Below are 16,657 nucleotides of genomic sequence, written 5' to 3'. Positions count from 1 at the left end.
TTAGAGTCGTGGTTTATTTCAGACTACATATACTTTGAATGGTTTTACTCATCTTTTAAACTATGGACAGGGTTGACTAATGCCGCACGTATAGCCTGTGAACTGACTGTCAATAGCGCAATCACAATAGCCAGAATTCCGGCAATCGCAAACATCCACCATTTGATATCAATGCGATAGGCAAAATCCTGTAACCACAAATTCATCATCCACCAGGCAATAGGAGAGGCAATGATGATCGAGATGACTACCAGTCGGATAAATTCAAAAGATAGCATGCGTGCAATGTCAGGAACACTGGCACCAATTACTTTTCTAATACCAATTTCCTTTTTACGTTGGTTTGTCGTGAATATAGCTAAACCCAATAATCCAAGACAAGCCACAAAAATGGTCAGGGCTGCAAAAATGGTTAAGAGCTGACCCGTTTTAAGTTCCGATTGATACGTCTGATTATATCGCTCATCAAGAAAAGAATAATCGAAAGGAAGATCTGAAGGAAATGCTTGGTAATGTTTTTTTACTGTTGCCAATAATTTTTCCATGTTTGTCGCTTTTGTTTTGATAATCAAATTTCCCGCTTGATCACTCAATACCATCACCAGAGGCGCTATAGTCTCATGTAACGGTTTGAAATGAAAATCCTCAACCACACCAATAACCTGCAGCACCTTATTATCTTTATTGGTCAGTGTCCGTCCTATAATGTTGTCTTTCCAACCCAGATTTTTAGCTGCTGTCTCATTAATCACTACCGAAAGACTGTCGTTGCCATATGCCTTTGAAAAATTACGTCCCTCTTTGATCTTCATGCCCATTGCAGGAATGTATTGTTCATCGACGTCATAGCGAAGTGTTTTCACCCACTGATTTGGATTTTCTTTCGGATAGATAAAGAAATTGTTATTGTAGCTATCACCAGCCGGTAAGTAGGAGGAATGAGAGATGTGCATGATGCGACTATCTTGAGCGAGCCGCTCAGCAAATGCTTTTTCATTTGCCCCCAAAGGCCAGCTTTGTATGATAATTACATTTTCTTTATCATATCCCAATTTGATATGGCGCATATAATCCAACTGACGGCTCACGACCACTGTACAGAAAATCAATCCAACAGAAATCATAAATTGAAAGACAACCAAGCCACTTCTTAAGCTCAATCCTTTTTCAGAAAGGTTCAGCCTGTTCCTTAATATCGATAAGGGGTTGTAAGATGATAAGTATAATGCAGGGTAACTGCTGGAAAATAATCCGATCAGTAGGCCAAAACCAATTAAAAACGGAATGGTGGTGAAAGGGGAAAGCTGTGTTATTCCTAAAGATTTACCCGAAAAGTGATTGAATAAAGGAAGGGCAACAACAACAATACAAACAGCTAAAAGTAAAGCAATATACGTGATTAAAATACCTTCCGTGAAGAACTGGATTAACAGTTTTTGTTTTCCAGCTCCCAATACTTTTCTTACCCCAACCTCCTTAAATCTTCTGGATCCGTTAGCAGTAGATAGATTCATAAAATTGATCGTAGCGATCAATAACATAAAGAGTCCAATAACACCAAAAATATAAAGATATTTGATATTTCCGGAGGGACTTAAATCATAGACGAAATCTGAATGTAAATGAATGTCAGTTAAAGGTTGTAAGTAAAGTCCGATTTTATTTCCAGTCTTTTTATACTCTTCGTAACTCATTCCGAAACCCGCCATAAACTGTGGCCCGACATGCTTATCAAATAGAGTAGCAAGTTTGGTTTCTACCTGTCTGATCGCAGCATCTTTTTTCAATAAGGCATATGTATAATATTCAGAAGTCATCCACGAGGTGGATTTTGCATCTTCGAGCGCTTCGATAGAAGTGAAAATATCAAAATTGAAATGAGAATTTTTGGGTATATCTTGCATGACACCCGTTATTTTTAGAATAGATTCATTTTCTTTGATCGGCAGTTCTTTGCCGATCACATCAATGGTATTGAAATATTTTCTAGCCATCGTTTCACTTATGATGGCGGTATTTGGTTGTGTTAGAGCCGTTAAATGATCGCCCTTTAAAAGCGGTAATGTAAATATGCGAAAGAAAGCAGCATCGACATAGGCCAAATGTTCGTCGTGGAACACTTTATCTCCCACCATAAAGAGTGGAGCGCCTCCGATTCGCAGACGAGCAGTTTCTTCTATATCTGATGATAATTCAGCCTTCATCGTAGATGCTACAGGAGGCATAACATGTGCTTCTTTGAGATCACCGCCCTTTACTTTACCCTTAAATACCACACGCACGATACGGTCGGCATGGTTATTAAAACGGTCATAACTGAGCTCATCGGTAATATACAGACTGATCAGCAAGCAGGTGGCGATACCTAGAGCCAATCCACAGATATTAATTAAGGAAATAGTAATATTCCGCTTTAGGTTTCGCACTGCTATTTTAATGTAGCTCTTGATCATGGCTGCTATATAGTTAAAATGTTAATTTTAATCGCTTACTTTTGCCTTTATTCATCTCTTAAGCTTTCTACAGGATTAGCTCTTGCTGCTTTGATGGAATGGTAACTCATGGTGATAAATGCAATAATCAACGTAATGACCGCTGGGATGGCAAACATCCACCAGCTCAGATTAATTTTGTAGGCAAAATCATTCAACCAATGGTGCATCGCCCACCACGCAATCGGTGAAGCTATCAGAATAGAGAGGAAAATTAATTTGAGATATTCCTTAGATAGTAATTGGACAATTCCCGAAATTTTGCTACCCAATACTTTACGGATTCCGATTTCCTTTGTGCGCTGGGCTGTCGTTATCGTCACTAGCCCAATAAGGCCTAAGCAACTTAATAGGATGGTGATCGAAGTAGAAAGATTGATTATTTTTGAAAACTTTGTGTCATTTTCGTATTGATTTTTGATCTGCTGGTCATAAAATTCATATTTAAAAGGAGCATTCGGATAGTATTTTTTCCATTCCTTTTCAATCTGTTGCAAAGCAGATGACCATTTTTCTTGATGGTCTGGCAATTGGACACTAATCGTTTTTAATTGGCCTTTTTTGTTTGAAGGTCTCAGTTCTAAAGGACCAATTTTACTGTGCATATTCTTGCTATGAAAATTATCGATCACCGTAACGATTTGCCTATCCTTGTCATCGAGCTTAACGAAAGAACCAATAGCCTCCGAGGCAGACTTGAATCCTAGTTTTTCAACAGCAACTAGATTTAGAGCTATACCTGAAGTACTATCCGCTAGTTTGATCTCTCGACCAGCTAGAATCCGTATATCATATAATTTAAAATAATCTTCATCGATAAACTTAAACTGATGGTTAATCCGTATTTCTCCGGTATCACTTTTTGCAACGATTGAATTGCCCCAATGATCAGAACTCATCGGAAGGTGACCTAATGAAACACGTTTGATAGCCGAAAGCCCAGTCAATGCATGTTTATAAGTAAAAGGATCCGTGTCAGCACTTTGATAACTTTTGTAGGGCAGCTGCATGGTAATAATTGCGTCCTTATTAAACCCAAGTTTACTATTTAACGAATGTTTAAGTTGCATTCCGATAATAAATGTGGAGACAACAAATACCTGAGCAATCACAAATTGAAATACGATCAGCGCTTTTCTTAAGGACAAGCCACCCATATTTACTTTACTACCCCCCGTAATTTTAATAACTTCTGAGATTCTAACTTTATTTATGAGGAGGGCAGGATACCAACTTGATAGGAGAGTGATCAAAATTGTTGTTCCAGCTATAAATAAGAGTACCGTTAAGTTGTCAGCAAAATTGTACATTTCTTTAGGAATGTAAGAACTTAAAATGGTTTGGATAAATTGGACTAATGGCCACGATAATAAGAGAGCCAAGATAGCGATGATAAATGTCTCCAGAAAAAAAATGAAGGTTATTCTTTTTTGACTTTCACCCAACGTTTTTCTGATACCTATTTCTTTTGCTCTATGAGGGACTTGTGCTGTTGTTAGATTGATATAGTTGATACAGGCAAGGACCAATAAAAAGATTCCGATACCAATAATACCATACATTGTTTTTTTGTCAGTACTTTCTTGTGCGAATGATGTAAAATGTAATTCGGATAACGGAATTACATTTGCAGACATGCTGAAACCATACTTTTTAAATTCCTCATGGGTCATTTCATGAGCTTTAGCATTAATCGACTTTAATAGCGGTGTGATCACCTGGTTCGATTTGATTTTAATAAACAATTGCCAATCCGAATTTGAATTTGTCCAAGTGGTACTGTTCCAATCTTTCGATGGAATTTGAATAAATTCTTTTCCAATAAAACTACTTGGGTAAGTTAAGTCTTCCACGATTCCAGTAACAGTAAATAAGGTACTATCGTAGGATAAGGTTTTACCCATAATATTTGCTAATTCCTGCTTAGGAAAGTATAATTTTGCTCTTGATTCAGTCAACACCACCTCATTAGGTTGCTTAAACACATGGTCTTTATTTCCCTGTAGCCACCTGTAATCAGTTAACTTGAAATAATCTGAAGTAGTACCAAAAATATTTTTTTGATCTTCAAATATTAATGGATTATTAGCTTGATTTGGTCGGCTAACTCGTTCAAAATATTGGTTGAAAATAGGAACAGATAGGGCCATATCAGATAAATTATCCTTTACAAATGCGGGTAATGGAGCTGGAATTCCATCAAAATTATCCGTTTTGTTATTTTCAAGATAGCTCGTATGGACTTTGTAAATTAATTCTTTATCAGGTTGTTTTTGATCAAAACTAAATTCATAATTGACAATACGGAATATCACCCAGCATGCACTGATACCGATAGATAATTCGACGATATTAAGTAAGGTAAAGAGGCGGTTACGCCATAATTGTCTGAAAATTAATTTAAAATTGTTCATTACATTTAGGTTTACTTTGTCCAGAGCATAGCACTCTAGGCAGTTTTATTTGTTGGTTTTTAAATCAAATTATCCTATACGGTTAGTGATTGTAATTTATCCTGCCATCAGTTAATGCAGATTACACAGTAGCAACGGCTTTATCTATAGATCCGTAATACATATTTCCCCCTTTTGATTAACCGATTTCAACTTTATCCATTTTGTTTTAGTGCAGATGTCTCCATGATCACCTGACCATCGAGCATACGGATTACGCGGTCAGAAAATTTGGCATCATGCTCACTATGGGTTACCATAACGATGGTTGTTCCTGCTTCATTTAGTTCTGTTAATAACTGCATGACCTCGTTACCATTGTTGGAATCTAAGTTACCTGTAGGCTCATCGGCAAGTATCAGTTTTGGGTTATTAACTACAGCTCGGGCTACGGCTACACGTTGCTGCTGACCTCCAGAGAGTTGTTGCGGAAAGTGGTTGCGTCGGTGCATGATCTGTACTTTCTCCAGTACCTCTTCAACACGGCGTTTACGCTCTGCTGCAGGAACATTGGTATATACTAAAGGCAGTTCTACGTTTTCAAATACGGTCAATTCATCAATAAGGTTAAAACTTTGGAATACAAAACCAATATTATGCTTGCGTAAATCTGAACGGCCACGTTCTTTGAACTTAGCCACTTCGATGTCATTAAACAGGTAGCTTCCTTCATCCAAATCATCTAGAAGCCCGATAATATTGAGCAGCGTAGATTTGCCACATCCAGAAGGTCCCATGACAGCAACAAATTCACCCTCCTTAACATGGATATTCAAATTGTTGAGTGCCACGGTTTCTACTTCTTCTGTACGATAGTACTTTTGAAGGTTACTGATTTTGATCATATTTTTTGTGCTCATATCTTTATGTATTGTTTGTAATTGTTCTGTTGAATTATTGATCTCTTAATGAGTTTGTAGGGTTAGATAATGCCGCTTTTAAAGCCTGACCTGAAATCGTTATGATGGCGATAAAAAGTGCAAGTGCTCCACTGATTAAAAACACTGTCCAGGAGATATCAATGCGATAACCATAATTACCTAACCACTGATTCATCATATACCACGCGATCGGAAATGCGATCAGGCAAGATAACATAATGAGTATAATGAATTCCCGGTTTAGCATATTTATCAGCCGTGTAACAGATGCACCCAATACTTTTCGAATACCAATTTCTTTTGATCGCTGTGCAGTTGCAAAAGCTGATAGTCCAAATAGACCTAGGCAAGAGATAATAATAGAAAGTATCGAAAACACTGAAGCTAGTTTTTGAATAAATAGTTCAGATTGAAATGTATTATTAAAAGAATCATCTAAAAACCGATATTCAAAAGGATAAGAGGGATTATGTTGTTTTAGAATTTTTTCAATTTGTTGTACAGTAGATGGAATGTCAACTCCAGCTTTGGTTTTGATATTTAAAATACCAGTAGGGGCCTTAAAAGGAATAAAGATAAGTGGGCTAGGTGCTTCATAGACACTGTTATATAGAAAATTTTTAACAACACCTGCTATTCGAAAGGATTCTGTTCCATAGGTAATTGTACTTCCAGCAACCATTCCATCTTTTTTGATCATTTTTGCGAGAGTCTCATTTACGATAATAGATGTACTATCTCCTAAAAAATGCGGATTAAAATTACGTCCATCGATCATCTTCATGTCCATACTTGGGATAAATTCATCATCAGTTCGTAACATACTGATCAGTATACTGGATTTAGGATCTTTTCCTTCCCATTCAAAGCCACTTGAATTGCTACCGATATTTAAAATACTCATATCGCTAATGCCTATATGTTCAATACTGCCTGTAGCCTTTAACTGATCTTTAATTAAATCAATATGTTGCGCTAAATCTCCCTGTAGATTTGTAGTAATAACTTGACTACGGTTGTAACCTAAATCTCGACCTTTAGCGTGGTTTATCTGTTGATAGATAATAATGGTGCTAATTATAAGTACGATAGACGCTGTATATTGTAATACCACCAATCCTTTTCGAATGAAAATAGATGCCCCTGTTTTTTGTTTATGTCCTTTTAATGTTGAAATTGGATTGAATGACGAAAGATAAAATGCGGGATAACTTCCAGCAAAGATGCCACAAGACAATACGATAATGAGTAGGAATAATAAATGGTTTGTACTCAATAAATCTACTTCGAGTTTTTGATTGATAATACTGTTAAATGGTCCAATCGAGATGTAAACAAACACAATCGCTAATAGTGCAGAAAGAAAGGCGAAAATCAACGATTCTCCTAAAAATTGTGTAATTAGAGAATTTTTAGTAGCTCCAACCACTTTGCGCATACCAACTTCTTTGGCTCTTTTCTCAGATCTGGCTGTAGCCAGATTCATGAAATTGATACAGGCGATTAGTAACACGATGCCAGCGACAAAACTAAATAGTTTAACATTTTTAATTCTTCCCTCTTTTTCGTTTCCATTTTTGTCGAAAGTATTGTAAAGACGCCAGCGATTCATTGGGTAAAGGTAGTTCTTGGAAAATGTCACTTGACCATTTGTTTTATTTTTAACAAAATCTAATAGTTTAGCATTGATTTGATTAATGTTGGCATTTTTTTCGACTTGAACTAAAGTCATTAAACCATTATTTCCCCATTCTTTTAACCATTCCTGTCCTGTCTCAAATTTTTTGAATGGAATAATCCAATTGAATTTTAAATTGCTATTATTTGGAAAATCTTGTACGATTCCAGAAACAATGTACGATTCATTGTTACCTATACGAACTGACTTTCCAAGTGCAGGTTCATCACCAAATAGCAGTTTTGCCCCATCCGAACTGAGGATAATATTATTTGGATCTTTTAGTGCTTCAGAGCGATTCCCCTGTAGAAAATCGACTGATAATAAATCGATGATTTCTGGATCAGCATGATAGCCATTGAGGTATAGGTTGTTCTCTCCATTCGAAAATAACAAGGAATTATTTGATGCCATTCTTACTGCATATTTTATACCTGGAATTTCCTTTTCAATGGCTTGGCTTAAGGGGCCAGGGATAGACTCAAATACAAAGGTTGAGCCATCATAAGTTTGCTTAGATTTAACAACATAGATGTCATCTACATGAGCAAAGTGCTTATTATAGTTGACTTCATTTTCTACCCATAGAAAAATTAAGGCTGCTGCGGCAATGCCAATAGCGAGCCCAAAAATATTAAGAAAGCTGTAGCTTTTGGTTTTCCAAAGATTGCGAAAAGTTGCTTTTATAAAATTTTTAATCATTTTAATTATGTTTTGGTATGAGGTGTAATGGATGACATACACCTCATTGTTAAAATATTTTGATTATTTACCTGCTATCAGCATCTTATACTAGCGTTTAATATTCAATTCTTGTACTTTATCATAAGTCTCATAGCTGGAAACGATTACTTTATCTCCAGGTTGTAAACCTTTGATGACTTCATAGTATTCCGGATTTTGCCTTCCCAATTGAATGTCAACACGGTAAGCGGTAGTTCCATTTTTATCCAATTTGAAGATCCAGTTACCACCAGTCTGCTGATAAAAACCTCCTTTTGCAAGCAATACCGCTTTCGTTTCGTCGCTCAAAGCTAATCTGATCTGTAAAGTCTGCCCTCTACGAATACCTTTAGGTACTTCATTGACAAATTCCATATCGACTTGAAAACGACCATTAGTTACTTGCGTATATACTTTTTTGATTTTTAATTTATATGCTTTATCACCAATGGTGAACTCGCCTTGCAGATCCGGAAATATGCGATTGATGTAATGTTCGTCAATATCAGCACGAACTTTAAATCCTGTCAGTACGTCAATCTGTCCCAGACGTTCACCTGCATTTTTATTCTGTCCAATTTCTGCATCAAATGATGTTAATTGACCATCTACTGGGGAACGTACAATCAAATCCCCAATTTTTCGCTTCATTAATTCCAAAGCACTTTGTGTACGTTGATAAGTCTCTTTATCTTGATGTGCCTTTTGATTGGTCGATACCTCATCCTGTCTAAGGATTTGTTTCGTTAAATTAACACGTTCTTTTTGGTAGTTATATTCATTTTTGGATTTTTCAAATTCTTGTGAACCAATTGCTTTTTCATTTAATAGCTTTTGATTTAATTGATATACACGCTCAGCTTCTTTATAAGCTTGTTCCACATCAGCCATTTGATTGCGGTTATTGATCGAAACCTGTTGTGCATTGGTTTGAGCGATTTGTGATTGTGTTAATAAATTTAAAACCTGAGTTTCTTGTTGAATCAGATTAAGTTCCTGATCGGTATTGGATAGACGCATAATGGGATCGCCCTTTTTTAAAATTGCACCATCTTCTACATATTTTTCTTCCATACGTCCCCCTACAGATGCATCTAAATAAATACTGCTGATGGGCAGAACAGTTCCATTAATTGGAATGAATTCCTGAAAGTTGTCTTTTTTAATCTCAACGATGGATATACGGTCTGCTTCTACATTAAGCTTACTTTTGCCACTTGTAAAATAAAAGCTTGCAGCGATAAGGCCGACCAAACCTGTAATTCCAACTAAGGTTAATATACGTTTGTTATTCCATTTCTTCTTTTCTAAAGCTCTATCCATAATGCTTTTCAATTTTCTTATTATCTATGAAAGATGTGCCATAAATGTAATGTGTTGATATTCATTTTGTTATTTGGTTTTATCGGTTTGTCTAGTGTTCGTAATCGAACACTAATTGTTCGTCAACGTACAACTTGTAAATTATGCTGTTGAAAATAATTTTTTAATAAAGAGATTGACATCCGTATTCAGGTGTTCGAAAGCGAACACCTGAATGTACGAAGATGAACATATATACTTCATGTTTATTGTTATTTGATTGATAATTAATGTGTTATTGGTTTGGCATGGGCTGTGGGTAAAGATTTGGAAAATATGATATATGAAACAAATCTTGATATACAGTTTGTGTTTTCTTTGTAGCTTGACTTTTGTGCATGCACAAGTTCAACAACGGTCGTTGAACGAGTGCATACAATTAGCTGTAAAAGCAAATCCTGCTTTAATGCAAAATGAATTAGATGTAAAACGGGCGGATATTAATTTAAAGCAGGCAAAAGCTAATCGATTGCCAGATGTAAACGCAAATTTAAATCATGCCTTTAGTACTGGACGTATTCTGGATAAGGCTGTTAATCAATATACAACAACAAATAATTCATCCGGAGGTTCATCTCTTGGAGTTAGTATTCCCGTATTTAATGGATTTCGAATTTTGCATGATGTTCGGATGAAAGCCGACGCCAAAGTAGCGAGTAAATTGGAATTCGATTCGCAGATCAATACTCTTAAATTGGACGTAATCGAATCATTTATCCAAATATTAACCGCACAAGATGTGCTGAAACAATCAGAACTGCAAACTGATGTAACGAGGGAGCAAGTGCGGAGAGCAGAGGTTTTACATAAAGAAGGAGCAATTAATCCTGGAGACTATTTTGATTTGAAGGGTCAATTGGCAAACGATATTAACGCCATTGACAATAATAAACAAGTCTTATATCTCAACAGGCTAAAGTTGGCAAATCTGCTAAATTTGGATGAAACAAGTTTGGGTGAGTTGAGGCCATTAGAATTTAAACAGGATGCCGAACTACGAACAGCTGCTCAATTATTTAATACTGCAAGTGAAAATTTGCCTAACATTCCAGCATTGGATTGGCGTATCAAAGCTGCTGAGCGTAATATCAAAGTAGTGAAAGCAAGTTATTGGCCTTCACTGTCATTAAATGCAGGTTTATCAACGAATTATTCGAATTCAGCCGATTTTGGATATTTGAAACAATTTAATAATAACCTTGGAAAATCAATTTCTTTAAATCTAAACATCCCAATTTTTAATCATTTGGCAGTTTATAATCAGGTTAAATTGGCTAGGCTTGATTTGGAAACGGCCAAATTTCAAAAAGATATAGCTTTAAATGACTTGCGTCAGGAAACAGCTAAAGCAGTTTTTAATTTAAAAAACGTCAGCAATAATATTGTGCAGCTGCAAGAACAACAGCAGAGTTATTCCGAATCATTTCGTATCGCACAAGTACACTTTGAAGCAGGGAATAGTAATTCGGTATTATTTTTAACCGCAAAAAACAAACTGGATAGCAGTCAGATCCAACTCCTTGTCAAACAGTATGAATGGCTGTTGCAAAAATATATCAATGATTATTATGCAGGTGCGTTAAATTTATAGTTACCTTAGTGTCTAAATGAAACCTGTATGGGCATTCCTCATAAAAGTATGATCATAATTTGCTCATGATAGTCTCATTGCCCATAAAGAACAAATTATTTTAATGAAAAAAGCAGCAGTTTTAGTCGTCGATGATGACCATGATTTATTAACAGCCGCACGGATTTTACTCAAACCTAAGGTGAGCCATGTGCAGGTAGAATCCAATCCAGAAAATCTGATGAGTCATTTAGATAAAATGTCTTATGATGTGGTTTTGTTGGACATGAATTTTAAGAGTACCATTAATACTGGTAATGAGGGTTTATTTTGGTTGTCCAAGATCAAGGAAAAATATCCAGCAATTCGAGTCATCATGATCACCGCTTACGGAGCCGTTGATTTAGCAGTCAAATCACTTAAGCAGGGCGCCTCAGATTTTGTCGTAAAGCCCTGGATCAATGAACAATTATTGGCAACCATAGAAAATACACTGACAGAAAATAAAAATCGAGATAAAAAGGTTAAAAATTCCCTACTCACCAACGATGGTACTCCAGACTTGATCGGAAGGTCGGTCGTCATGGACGAGTTGCAATATAAGCTAGAGAAAATTGCACCAACTGACGCTAATATTCTTATTTTAGGAGAAAATGGTACTGGAAAGGATCTGATAGCGCAAGCCATCCAAAAGCGTTCCCTCCGTTGCAATGATGTGTATGTAAAGGTTGATGTAGGCTCATTGACAGAAAGCCTATTTGAAAGTGAATTGTTCGGATATAAAAAAGGAGCTTTTACTGATGCACGAGAAGATCGTCAGGGCAGGTTTGAAACAGCTAATGGCGGAACCTTATTTTTGGACGAAATCGGTAATATTTCTTTGCATCAACAGTCCAAGTTATTGACTGTACTCCAGAATCGTTATGTGACACCGCTAGGATCACATCAGATGATACCTGTTGATATCCGTCTGATCACAGCTACAAATGTAGCCTTGAAAGTGCTTGCCGATGAAAATAGATTTAGAAAAGATTTGATTTACCGTATCAATACGGTGGAAATTCAGGTTCCTCCTTTAAGACAAAGGGGAGATGATATTCAACTCTTGGCAGAGCATTTTTTAGCCGTTTATGCTAAAAAATATAATAAACGTATCGACGGATTTGAGTCTGATGCCTTAAAAAAATTATTCTCTTATCATTTTCCTGGTAACGTTCGTGAATTGCAATATAGTATCGAACGAGCGGTAATTATGGCTGATCAGTCGAGCATCAGAGGTAATGATATCTTTTTTTCTCCTATAGAGCAACAAGTCGAAGAAAGTCCTTTTGAAACAAATATTGCAGGTACAAATTTAGAAGAATTAGAACGAAAAGCCATCAAATCAGCTATTGAACGATTTAATGGAAATATAAGTAAGGCAGCAAAAGAACTGGGACTGACTCGCGCAGCTCTTTATAGAAGATTGGAGAAATATGATATCTAACCTATGAAAGGTAATCGATTTATTAATGTAATTAAACTTATTTTTTTATTAGTCGGATGTACTGTAGCGTCCTACTTCGTATTTAAGGGATGGTATACGTACGCTGTATTCCTTTTTTTGTTCATTTCTGGTTTCGCCTATCGCTTTTATCAACAGATACATTATCTATCAAAGCAACTCGTCGAGTTTTCTGAAGCGGTAAAATACCACGACTTTACCCGCAGATTTGTCGTTAAAAATCCAAAATCAACAGAAGGAAAGCTTTTTACTGCTTTTAATCAGATCAATGATACATATAAAGAGATTAGTATAGATAAGGAGATCCAGCATCAATATCTGGATCGGGTGATCAATATGCTGAATTCTGCTATTATCTTTTATCAATTGGATACGGGTAAAGTAATGTGGGTAAATGATGCTTTCAAACAATTGTTTCATATGCCGCATTTAGGTAATATCTCTGCCCTTAAAAAAAAGCATGAAGAACTTTATGAAAAAACGATGCGCTTGGATGTTGGGCAGCAACAGATGGAATCTGTTCAATCGAATAAAGGAAAAATAAAGTTGCTTATTCAAAGTTCTAGCTTCGAAACACAAGATGCGGTATTTCGAATTGTCGTTTATCAAAATATCAATGAAGCAATGGATGAAACTGAAACAAAAGCATGGCAAAAGCTTTTAAGGGTATTGACACATGAAATCATGAACTCGATTGCTCCCATAAGTTCACTCGCTGAAACGCTAAATGGAAGACTAAATCACTTCAGAGGTGTGGAAGATATTGAAGATTTGAAAGTCGGTATTTCTACAATTCAAAGAAGAAGTCAAGGGCTGTTACATTTTGCGAAAAGCTATCGGATGATCAATAAGGTAGATGAGCCTTTGCTTACACCTATTGCTGTTGCTCAGCTTTTTGAACATATCTATCAATTATTGGAACCGACCATCATTCAGAAGAATGTAGATGTTGATATTATACTTAAGAATACCAGATTAGTGTTGCACGCAGATGTTAATTTGATCGAACAGGTTATCATCAATTTGATGCTTAATGCGATCGATGCTGTGAAATCAAAAGATGATGCCTATATCAGTCTTTCTGCCATAGAGATGGATGGTAAAATACAGATACGGATAGAGGATAATGGTATTGGTATAGCTGCGGATTTACAAGAACAGATTTTCACACCTTTCTTTACAACAAAAAAAACTGGAACAGGAGTTGGATTAACATTAAGTAAGCAAATTATGCTTTTGCATAAAGGGACGATCTTTGTAAATAGTGAAGAAGGAAAAGGAAGTGTCTTTATTTTGCAATTTTAGATCATCCTTACAATATATTATCTTAATCGCTAACAGTTCTCCACTGGTTAGCCTTTGTGCTTCTGCATTTTCTAATCGGCCATCCTAAAATGTTCCATGTGAAATAGGAATACATGAGTATCTTATATTTTACCTGCTTAAGCAAAAAATTTCATTAGTTTTTTTCTTGATCAACATCCTACTAACTTTGTATCAAATTCTACTTTAACAGAGATATAATAGGGGGTTAATAGGGGGATAGTAGGGGGTTAATAGGGGTAAAACCCTATTAACCCCCTATTATCCCTAAACAATGGGGTAGTTAAATCTATGTTAATACCGAATTTGGTATTCATTTAATAGGAATTTGTATTACTCTATGTAAATTTGTCCTCTACATGCAGTATTATCTAAAATCTTTACGTCATTATTTAGTTTCTCATAGTCGCCATGGAACTCATTCACCTTTTGTATATCAATTGGTCGATCAAGTTCTTTATCGAAAGCCTACGGTTGATGAGGTGAATGCTGTGCCGTTATGCTATAAAAGGGCAGGGAAGAGGGAAGAGAAGAACTATTTATTTGTAGAGCGTTTGCTAAGAACGTTTCCATTTGGCACCTATAAAATATCCGATAAATCAAATGATCCCGATCTGGTCAAGTTATTTGAACGTAACTGTACGATCTTGGCCCAGCGAGCAATTTATTATATCAATACGGTCGATGATTATCAAAAAATACTATTTGAGATGCAAGAAGATGATATAATCATTGTTGATAGCCCTCATCTTTCAAAAGATCAAGAAAAGTCTTGGAGATTTTTAAAGCAGCATTCAAAGGTTGTCGTGACTATCGATCTTTTCCATCTTGGATTGGTTTTTTTTAGAAAAGGGCAAAGGAAAGAAGACTTTATCATTCGTTTTTAAAAGGAAAGGCAGTTGTGAAATTAGGATCGATCACCTTATATGAAAAAAAGGTGATCAAAACACCAGGAAATATCTTTTTAAAATGCTTCACTAAGTGACAAATAAAATCCAGATTGTCGTTTTTCACCAGGCCGCCGTTCACCATAAGCATAATCAAGACGGATATTGCTATTATGCTCCAGACTGAAGAAGTAGCGTAGCCCACCTCCATAGGAAGGAACAAAACGCGCCTGATATTCTTTAGAAAAGACGGAACCTATTCCTGTAAATCCTGCAACAGCAAATCTAGGATGAAAACGGTAACGTAATTCGGCTTGCGAGGCGAGATAATTTTTATCCTTATAACGACCGATATAATAACCACGCATCATCATGTCACCACCAAGATCTCGATATGCATAGTATGGAATCGTTTTCCCAAATGTTGTTCTATAAATAGCCTGTGCCGCTAGTGTTACTTTTTTGTGTAAAGGAAAAAAACCGCGAAGGTCGACATCAACATTAGCTCCTTCAAAATCTTCTTTCGTCCATAATTTGGGCGCATAGGCTAATTTTGCTCTAGCATAATAACCATGAGTTGTATAAGATACATGGTTTCGGTTGTCATACAATTGAGAAATTCCCAAAAGTAATTGCTGACCTCCATTTTTCCCAATGATAGCAGTTTGATCAAATATACCACCGGGTTCTCGATCATGAAACTGGACATAATCATATTGTATATTTACTCCCGCATAGTAATTAGAAGCCATTCTTTTTTCTACTTCTAATTTTGCTCGGAATAATTTTTGACTGATTAAGTCTTCATCTACCTTTTTAGTATCCATGCCTATACCATAAAAATTAGATGGCCAATTGCGATAACGGAGTTCTGAAATAATATGGTAATCGTTGTTGTCCGTCCAAATGTCGGCTTGTAATTTGATATTTGACTGTTTTTTGGTTGTATATGTACCCATCAATAGAATGTTTGATGATCTGATACTGCTATCTTTTTTATTCAAATAGAAGTTGTAATTGCTGGCAATTCCATATTCGGCACCTGTCTCTTGTGCATAACCTAATGCTGGCAAAATCATAAAAACTCCAGATCTGGTCGAATCTTTGGAGGTGGAAAAGACTTTTTTAGTTACTTTTTCTAGTAGATTTTGAGCTTTTAAAGTGTTCGTAATGGTGATAAAAACAATGAATAGTATCGATACTAATATTTTGATCACTTTATTTTGATCTGGATTTTGCATGGCCAAACTTAGATAATTTTTTTTATTTACAATTTTAATTGCGTCATATAGGAAACAAATTTATTCATTGGTATCGATTTTTTAGACTTATGATGGTGATACCATTATGGGTATGGTGCCTGTCAATAATCCTAATTTTATAATGGATCTATGAAATTTTGAGCCAACATTCTAAAATGTCATATTTTCATTGAAATTTATTTATCTGCGTATCAGTAGTGTTGTGAAAAAGACGTGTTTTTTTTAAAAAAATATTTTTGTAATGTGGGTTTAGTGTATATCTTTGCATCAGCAAACGGGGAAATAGCGATGCTACTTCAGAAAGTTTGATAGTTCTTTTAAGAGTGAAAAAAAATAAAAAAAAGCTTGCACATGTCGAAATTAAAATAGATATTTGCACTCGCTAAACAAAAGAAATAAAGTTTAGAGATTAAATGCTTTTAAATAGAAACGCCTCTTTAGCTCAGCTGGTAGAGCAACTGACTTGTAATCAGTAGGTCATTGGTTCGATTCCGATAAGAGGCTCAAACATAACTTTATAGT

The 16,657-nt window shown here is 35.8% G+C and carries 10 protein-coding genes and 1 tRNA gene; 5 read left to right on the top strand and 6 right to left on the bottom strand.

The window, feature by feature from the left end; all coding sequences use genetic code 11:
- Nucleotides 1-44 precede the first annotated feature (44 nt).
- The 5 genes from MUB18_RS01220 to MUB18_RS01200 all read right to left on the bottom strand — a co-directional run bounded on the left by MUB18_RS01220 (nucleotide 45) and on the right by MUB18_RS01200 (nucleotide 9,550).
- Nucleotides 45-2,453 carry an ABC transporter permease gene (locus tag MUB18_RS01220; RefSeq protein WP_248754753.1) on the bottom strand — a complete coding sequence of 803 codons (2,409 nt, stop codon included), beginning with the start codon at nucleotides 2,451-2,453 and terminating at the stop codon, nucleotides 45-47.
- A gap of 47 nt (nucleotides 2,454-2,500) precedes the next feature.
- Complete coding sequence (locus MUB18_RS01215; RefSeq protein WP_248754752.1) at nucleotides 2,501-4,906, bottom strand: ABC transporter permease; 2,406 nt, start codon at nucleotides 4,904-4,906, stop codon at nucleotides 2,501-2,503.
- 194 nt (nucleotides 4,907-5,100) lie between these two features.
- Nucleotides 5,101-5,790, bottom strand: coding sequence for an ABC transporter ATP-binding protein (locus MUB18_RS01210; protein WP_045755530.1), 690 nt, complete (start codon nucleotides 5,788-5,790; stop codon nucleotides 5,101-5,103).
- A gap of 49 nt (nucleotides 5,791-5,839) precedes the next feature.
- Nucleotides 5,840-8,206 carry an ABC transporter permease gene (locus MUB18_RS01205; protein WP_248754751.1) on the bottom strand — a complete coding sequence of 789 codons (2,367 nt, stop codon included), beginning with the start codon at nucleotides 8,204-8,206 and terminating at the stop codon, nucleotides 5,840-5,842.
- Nucleotides 8,207-8,296: 90 nt separating this feature from the next.
- A complete protein-coding gene (locus tag MUB18_RS01200; protein ID WP_248754750.1) occupies nucleotides 8,297-9,550 on the bottom strand; it encodes an efflux RND transporter periplasmic adaptor subunit in 1,254 nt (417 codons plus the stop codon).
- Nucleotides 9,551-9,872: 322 nt separating this feature from the next.
- Between MUB18_RS01200 and MUB18_RS01195 the strand changes: the two genes are divergently transcribed.
- From MUB18_RS01195 to MUB18_RS01180, 4 genes are all read left to right on the top strand, one after another.
- Entirely contained in the window at nucleotides 9,873-11,180 is a 1,308-nt protein-coding gene (locus MUB18_RS01195) for a TolC family protein (protein WP_248754749.1), read from the top strand.
- 103 nt (nucleotides 11,181-11,283) lie between these two features.
- The gene (locus MUB18_RS01190; RefSeq protein ID WP_248754748.1) at nucleotides 11,284-12,645 is read left to right on the top strand and encodes a sigma-54-dependent transcriptional regulator; all 1,362 of its coding nucleotides are present in this window, start codon (nucleotides 11,284-11,286) and stop codon (nucleotides 12,643-12,645) included.
- Between the two features lie 3 nt (nucleotides 12,646-12,648).
- Nucleotides 12,649-13,968 carry a sensor histidine kinase gene (locus MUB18_RS01185; RefSeq protein WP_248754747.1) on the top strand — a complete coding sequence of 440 codons (1,320 nt, stop codon included), beginning with the start codon at nucleotides 12,649-12,651 and terminating at the stop codon, nucleotides 13,966-13,968.
- 377 nt (nucleotides 13,969-14,345) lie between these two features.
- Nucleotides 14,346-14,873: a hypothetical protein gene (locus MUB18_RS01180; RefSeq protein ID WP_045754247.1), complete on the top strand. Its 528-nt coding sequence runs from the start codon at nucleotides 14,346-14,348 to the stop codon at nucleotides 14,871-14,873.
- Nucleotides 14,874-14,950: 77 nt separating this feature from the next.
- On the opposite strand, the gene MUB18_RS01175 is transcribed toward MUB18_RS01180, so the two are convergent.
- Nucleotides 14,951-16,114 (bottom strand): BamA/TamA family outer membrane protein, encoded by a 1,164-nt coding sequence (locus MUB18_RS01175; protein WP_248754746.1) that lies wholly within the window; start codon nucleotides 16,112-16,114, stop codon nucleotides 14,951-14,953.
- 452 nt (nucleotides 16,115-16,566) lie between these two features.
- Between MUB18_RS01175 and MUB18_RS01170 the strand changes: the two genes are divergently transcribed.
- Nucleotides 16,567-16,639, top strand: a tRNA-Thr gene (locus tag MUB18_RS01170).
- Nucleotides 16,640-16,657 lie beyond the last annotated feature (18 nt).

The sequence above is a fragment of the Sphingobacterium sp. PCS056 genome, from assembly GCF_023273895.1.
In the GTDB taxonomy this organism is placed as follows: domain Bacteria; phylum Bacteroidota; class Bacteroidia; order Sphingobacteriales; family Sphingobacteriaceae; genus Sphingobacterium.
This window is presented reverse-complemented; position numbering and strand designations above follow the sequence as displayed.

Bases quoted from the DNA above. Each gene is read 5' to 3' on its own strand.
- MUB18_RS01220 (WP_248754753.1), bottom strand. From the start codon at position 2,453: ATGATCAAGAGCTACATTAAAATAGCAGTGCGAAACCTAAAGCGGAAT.
- MUB18_RS01215 (WP_248754752.1), bottom strand. From the start codon at position 4,906: ATGAACAATTTTAAATTAATTTTCAGACAATTATGGCGTAACCGCCTC.
- MUB18_RS01210 (WP_045755530.1), bottom strand. From the start codon at position 5,790: ATGATCAAAATCAGTAACCTTCAAAAGTACTATCGTACAGAAGAAGTA.
- MUB18_RS01205 (WP_248754751.1), bottom strand. From the start codon at position 8,206: ATGATTAAAAATTTTATAAAAGCAACTTTTCGCAATCTTTGGAAAACC.
- MUB18_RS01200 (WP_248754750.1), bottom strand. From the start codon at position 9,550: ATGGATAGAGCTTTAGAAAAGAAGAAATGGAATAACAAACGTATATTA.
- MUB18_RS01195 (WP_248754749.1), top strand. From the start codon at position 9,873: ATGAAACAAATCTTGATATACAGTTTGTGTTTTCTTTGTAGCTTGACT.
- MUB18_RS01190 (WP_248754748.1), top strand. From the start codon at position 11,284: ATGAAAAAAGCAGCAGTTTTAGTCGTCGATGATGACCATGATTTATTA.
- MUB18_RS01185 (WP_248754747.1), top strand. From the start codon at position 12,649: ATGAAAGGTAATCGATTTATTAATGTAATTAAACTTATTTTTTTATTA.
- MUB18_RS01180 (WP_045754247.1), top strand. From the start codon at position 14,346: ATGCAGTATTATCTAAAATCTTTACGTCATTATTTAGTTTCTCATAGT.
- MUB18_RS01175 (WP_248754746.1), bottom strand. From the start codon at position 16,114: ATGCAAAATCCAGATCAAAATAAAGTGATCAAAATATTAGTATCGATA.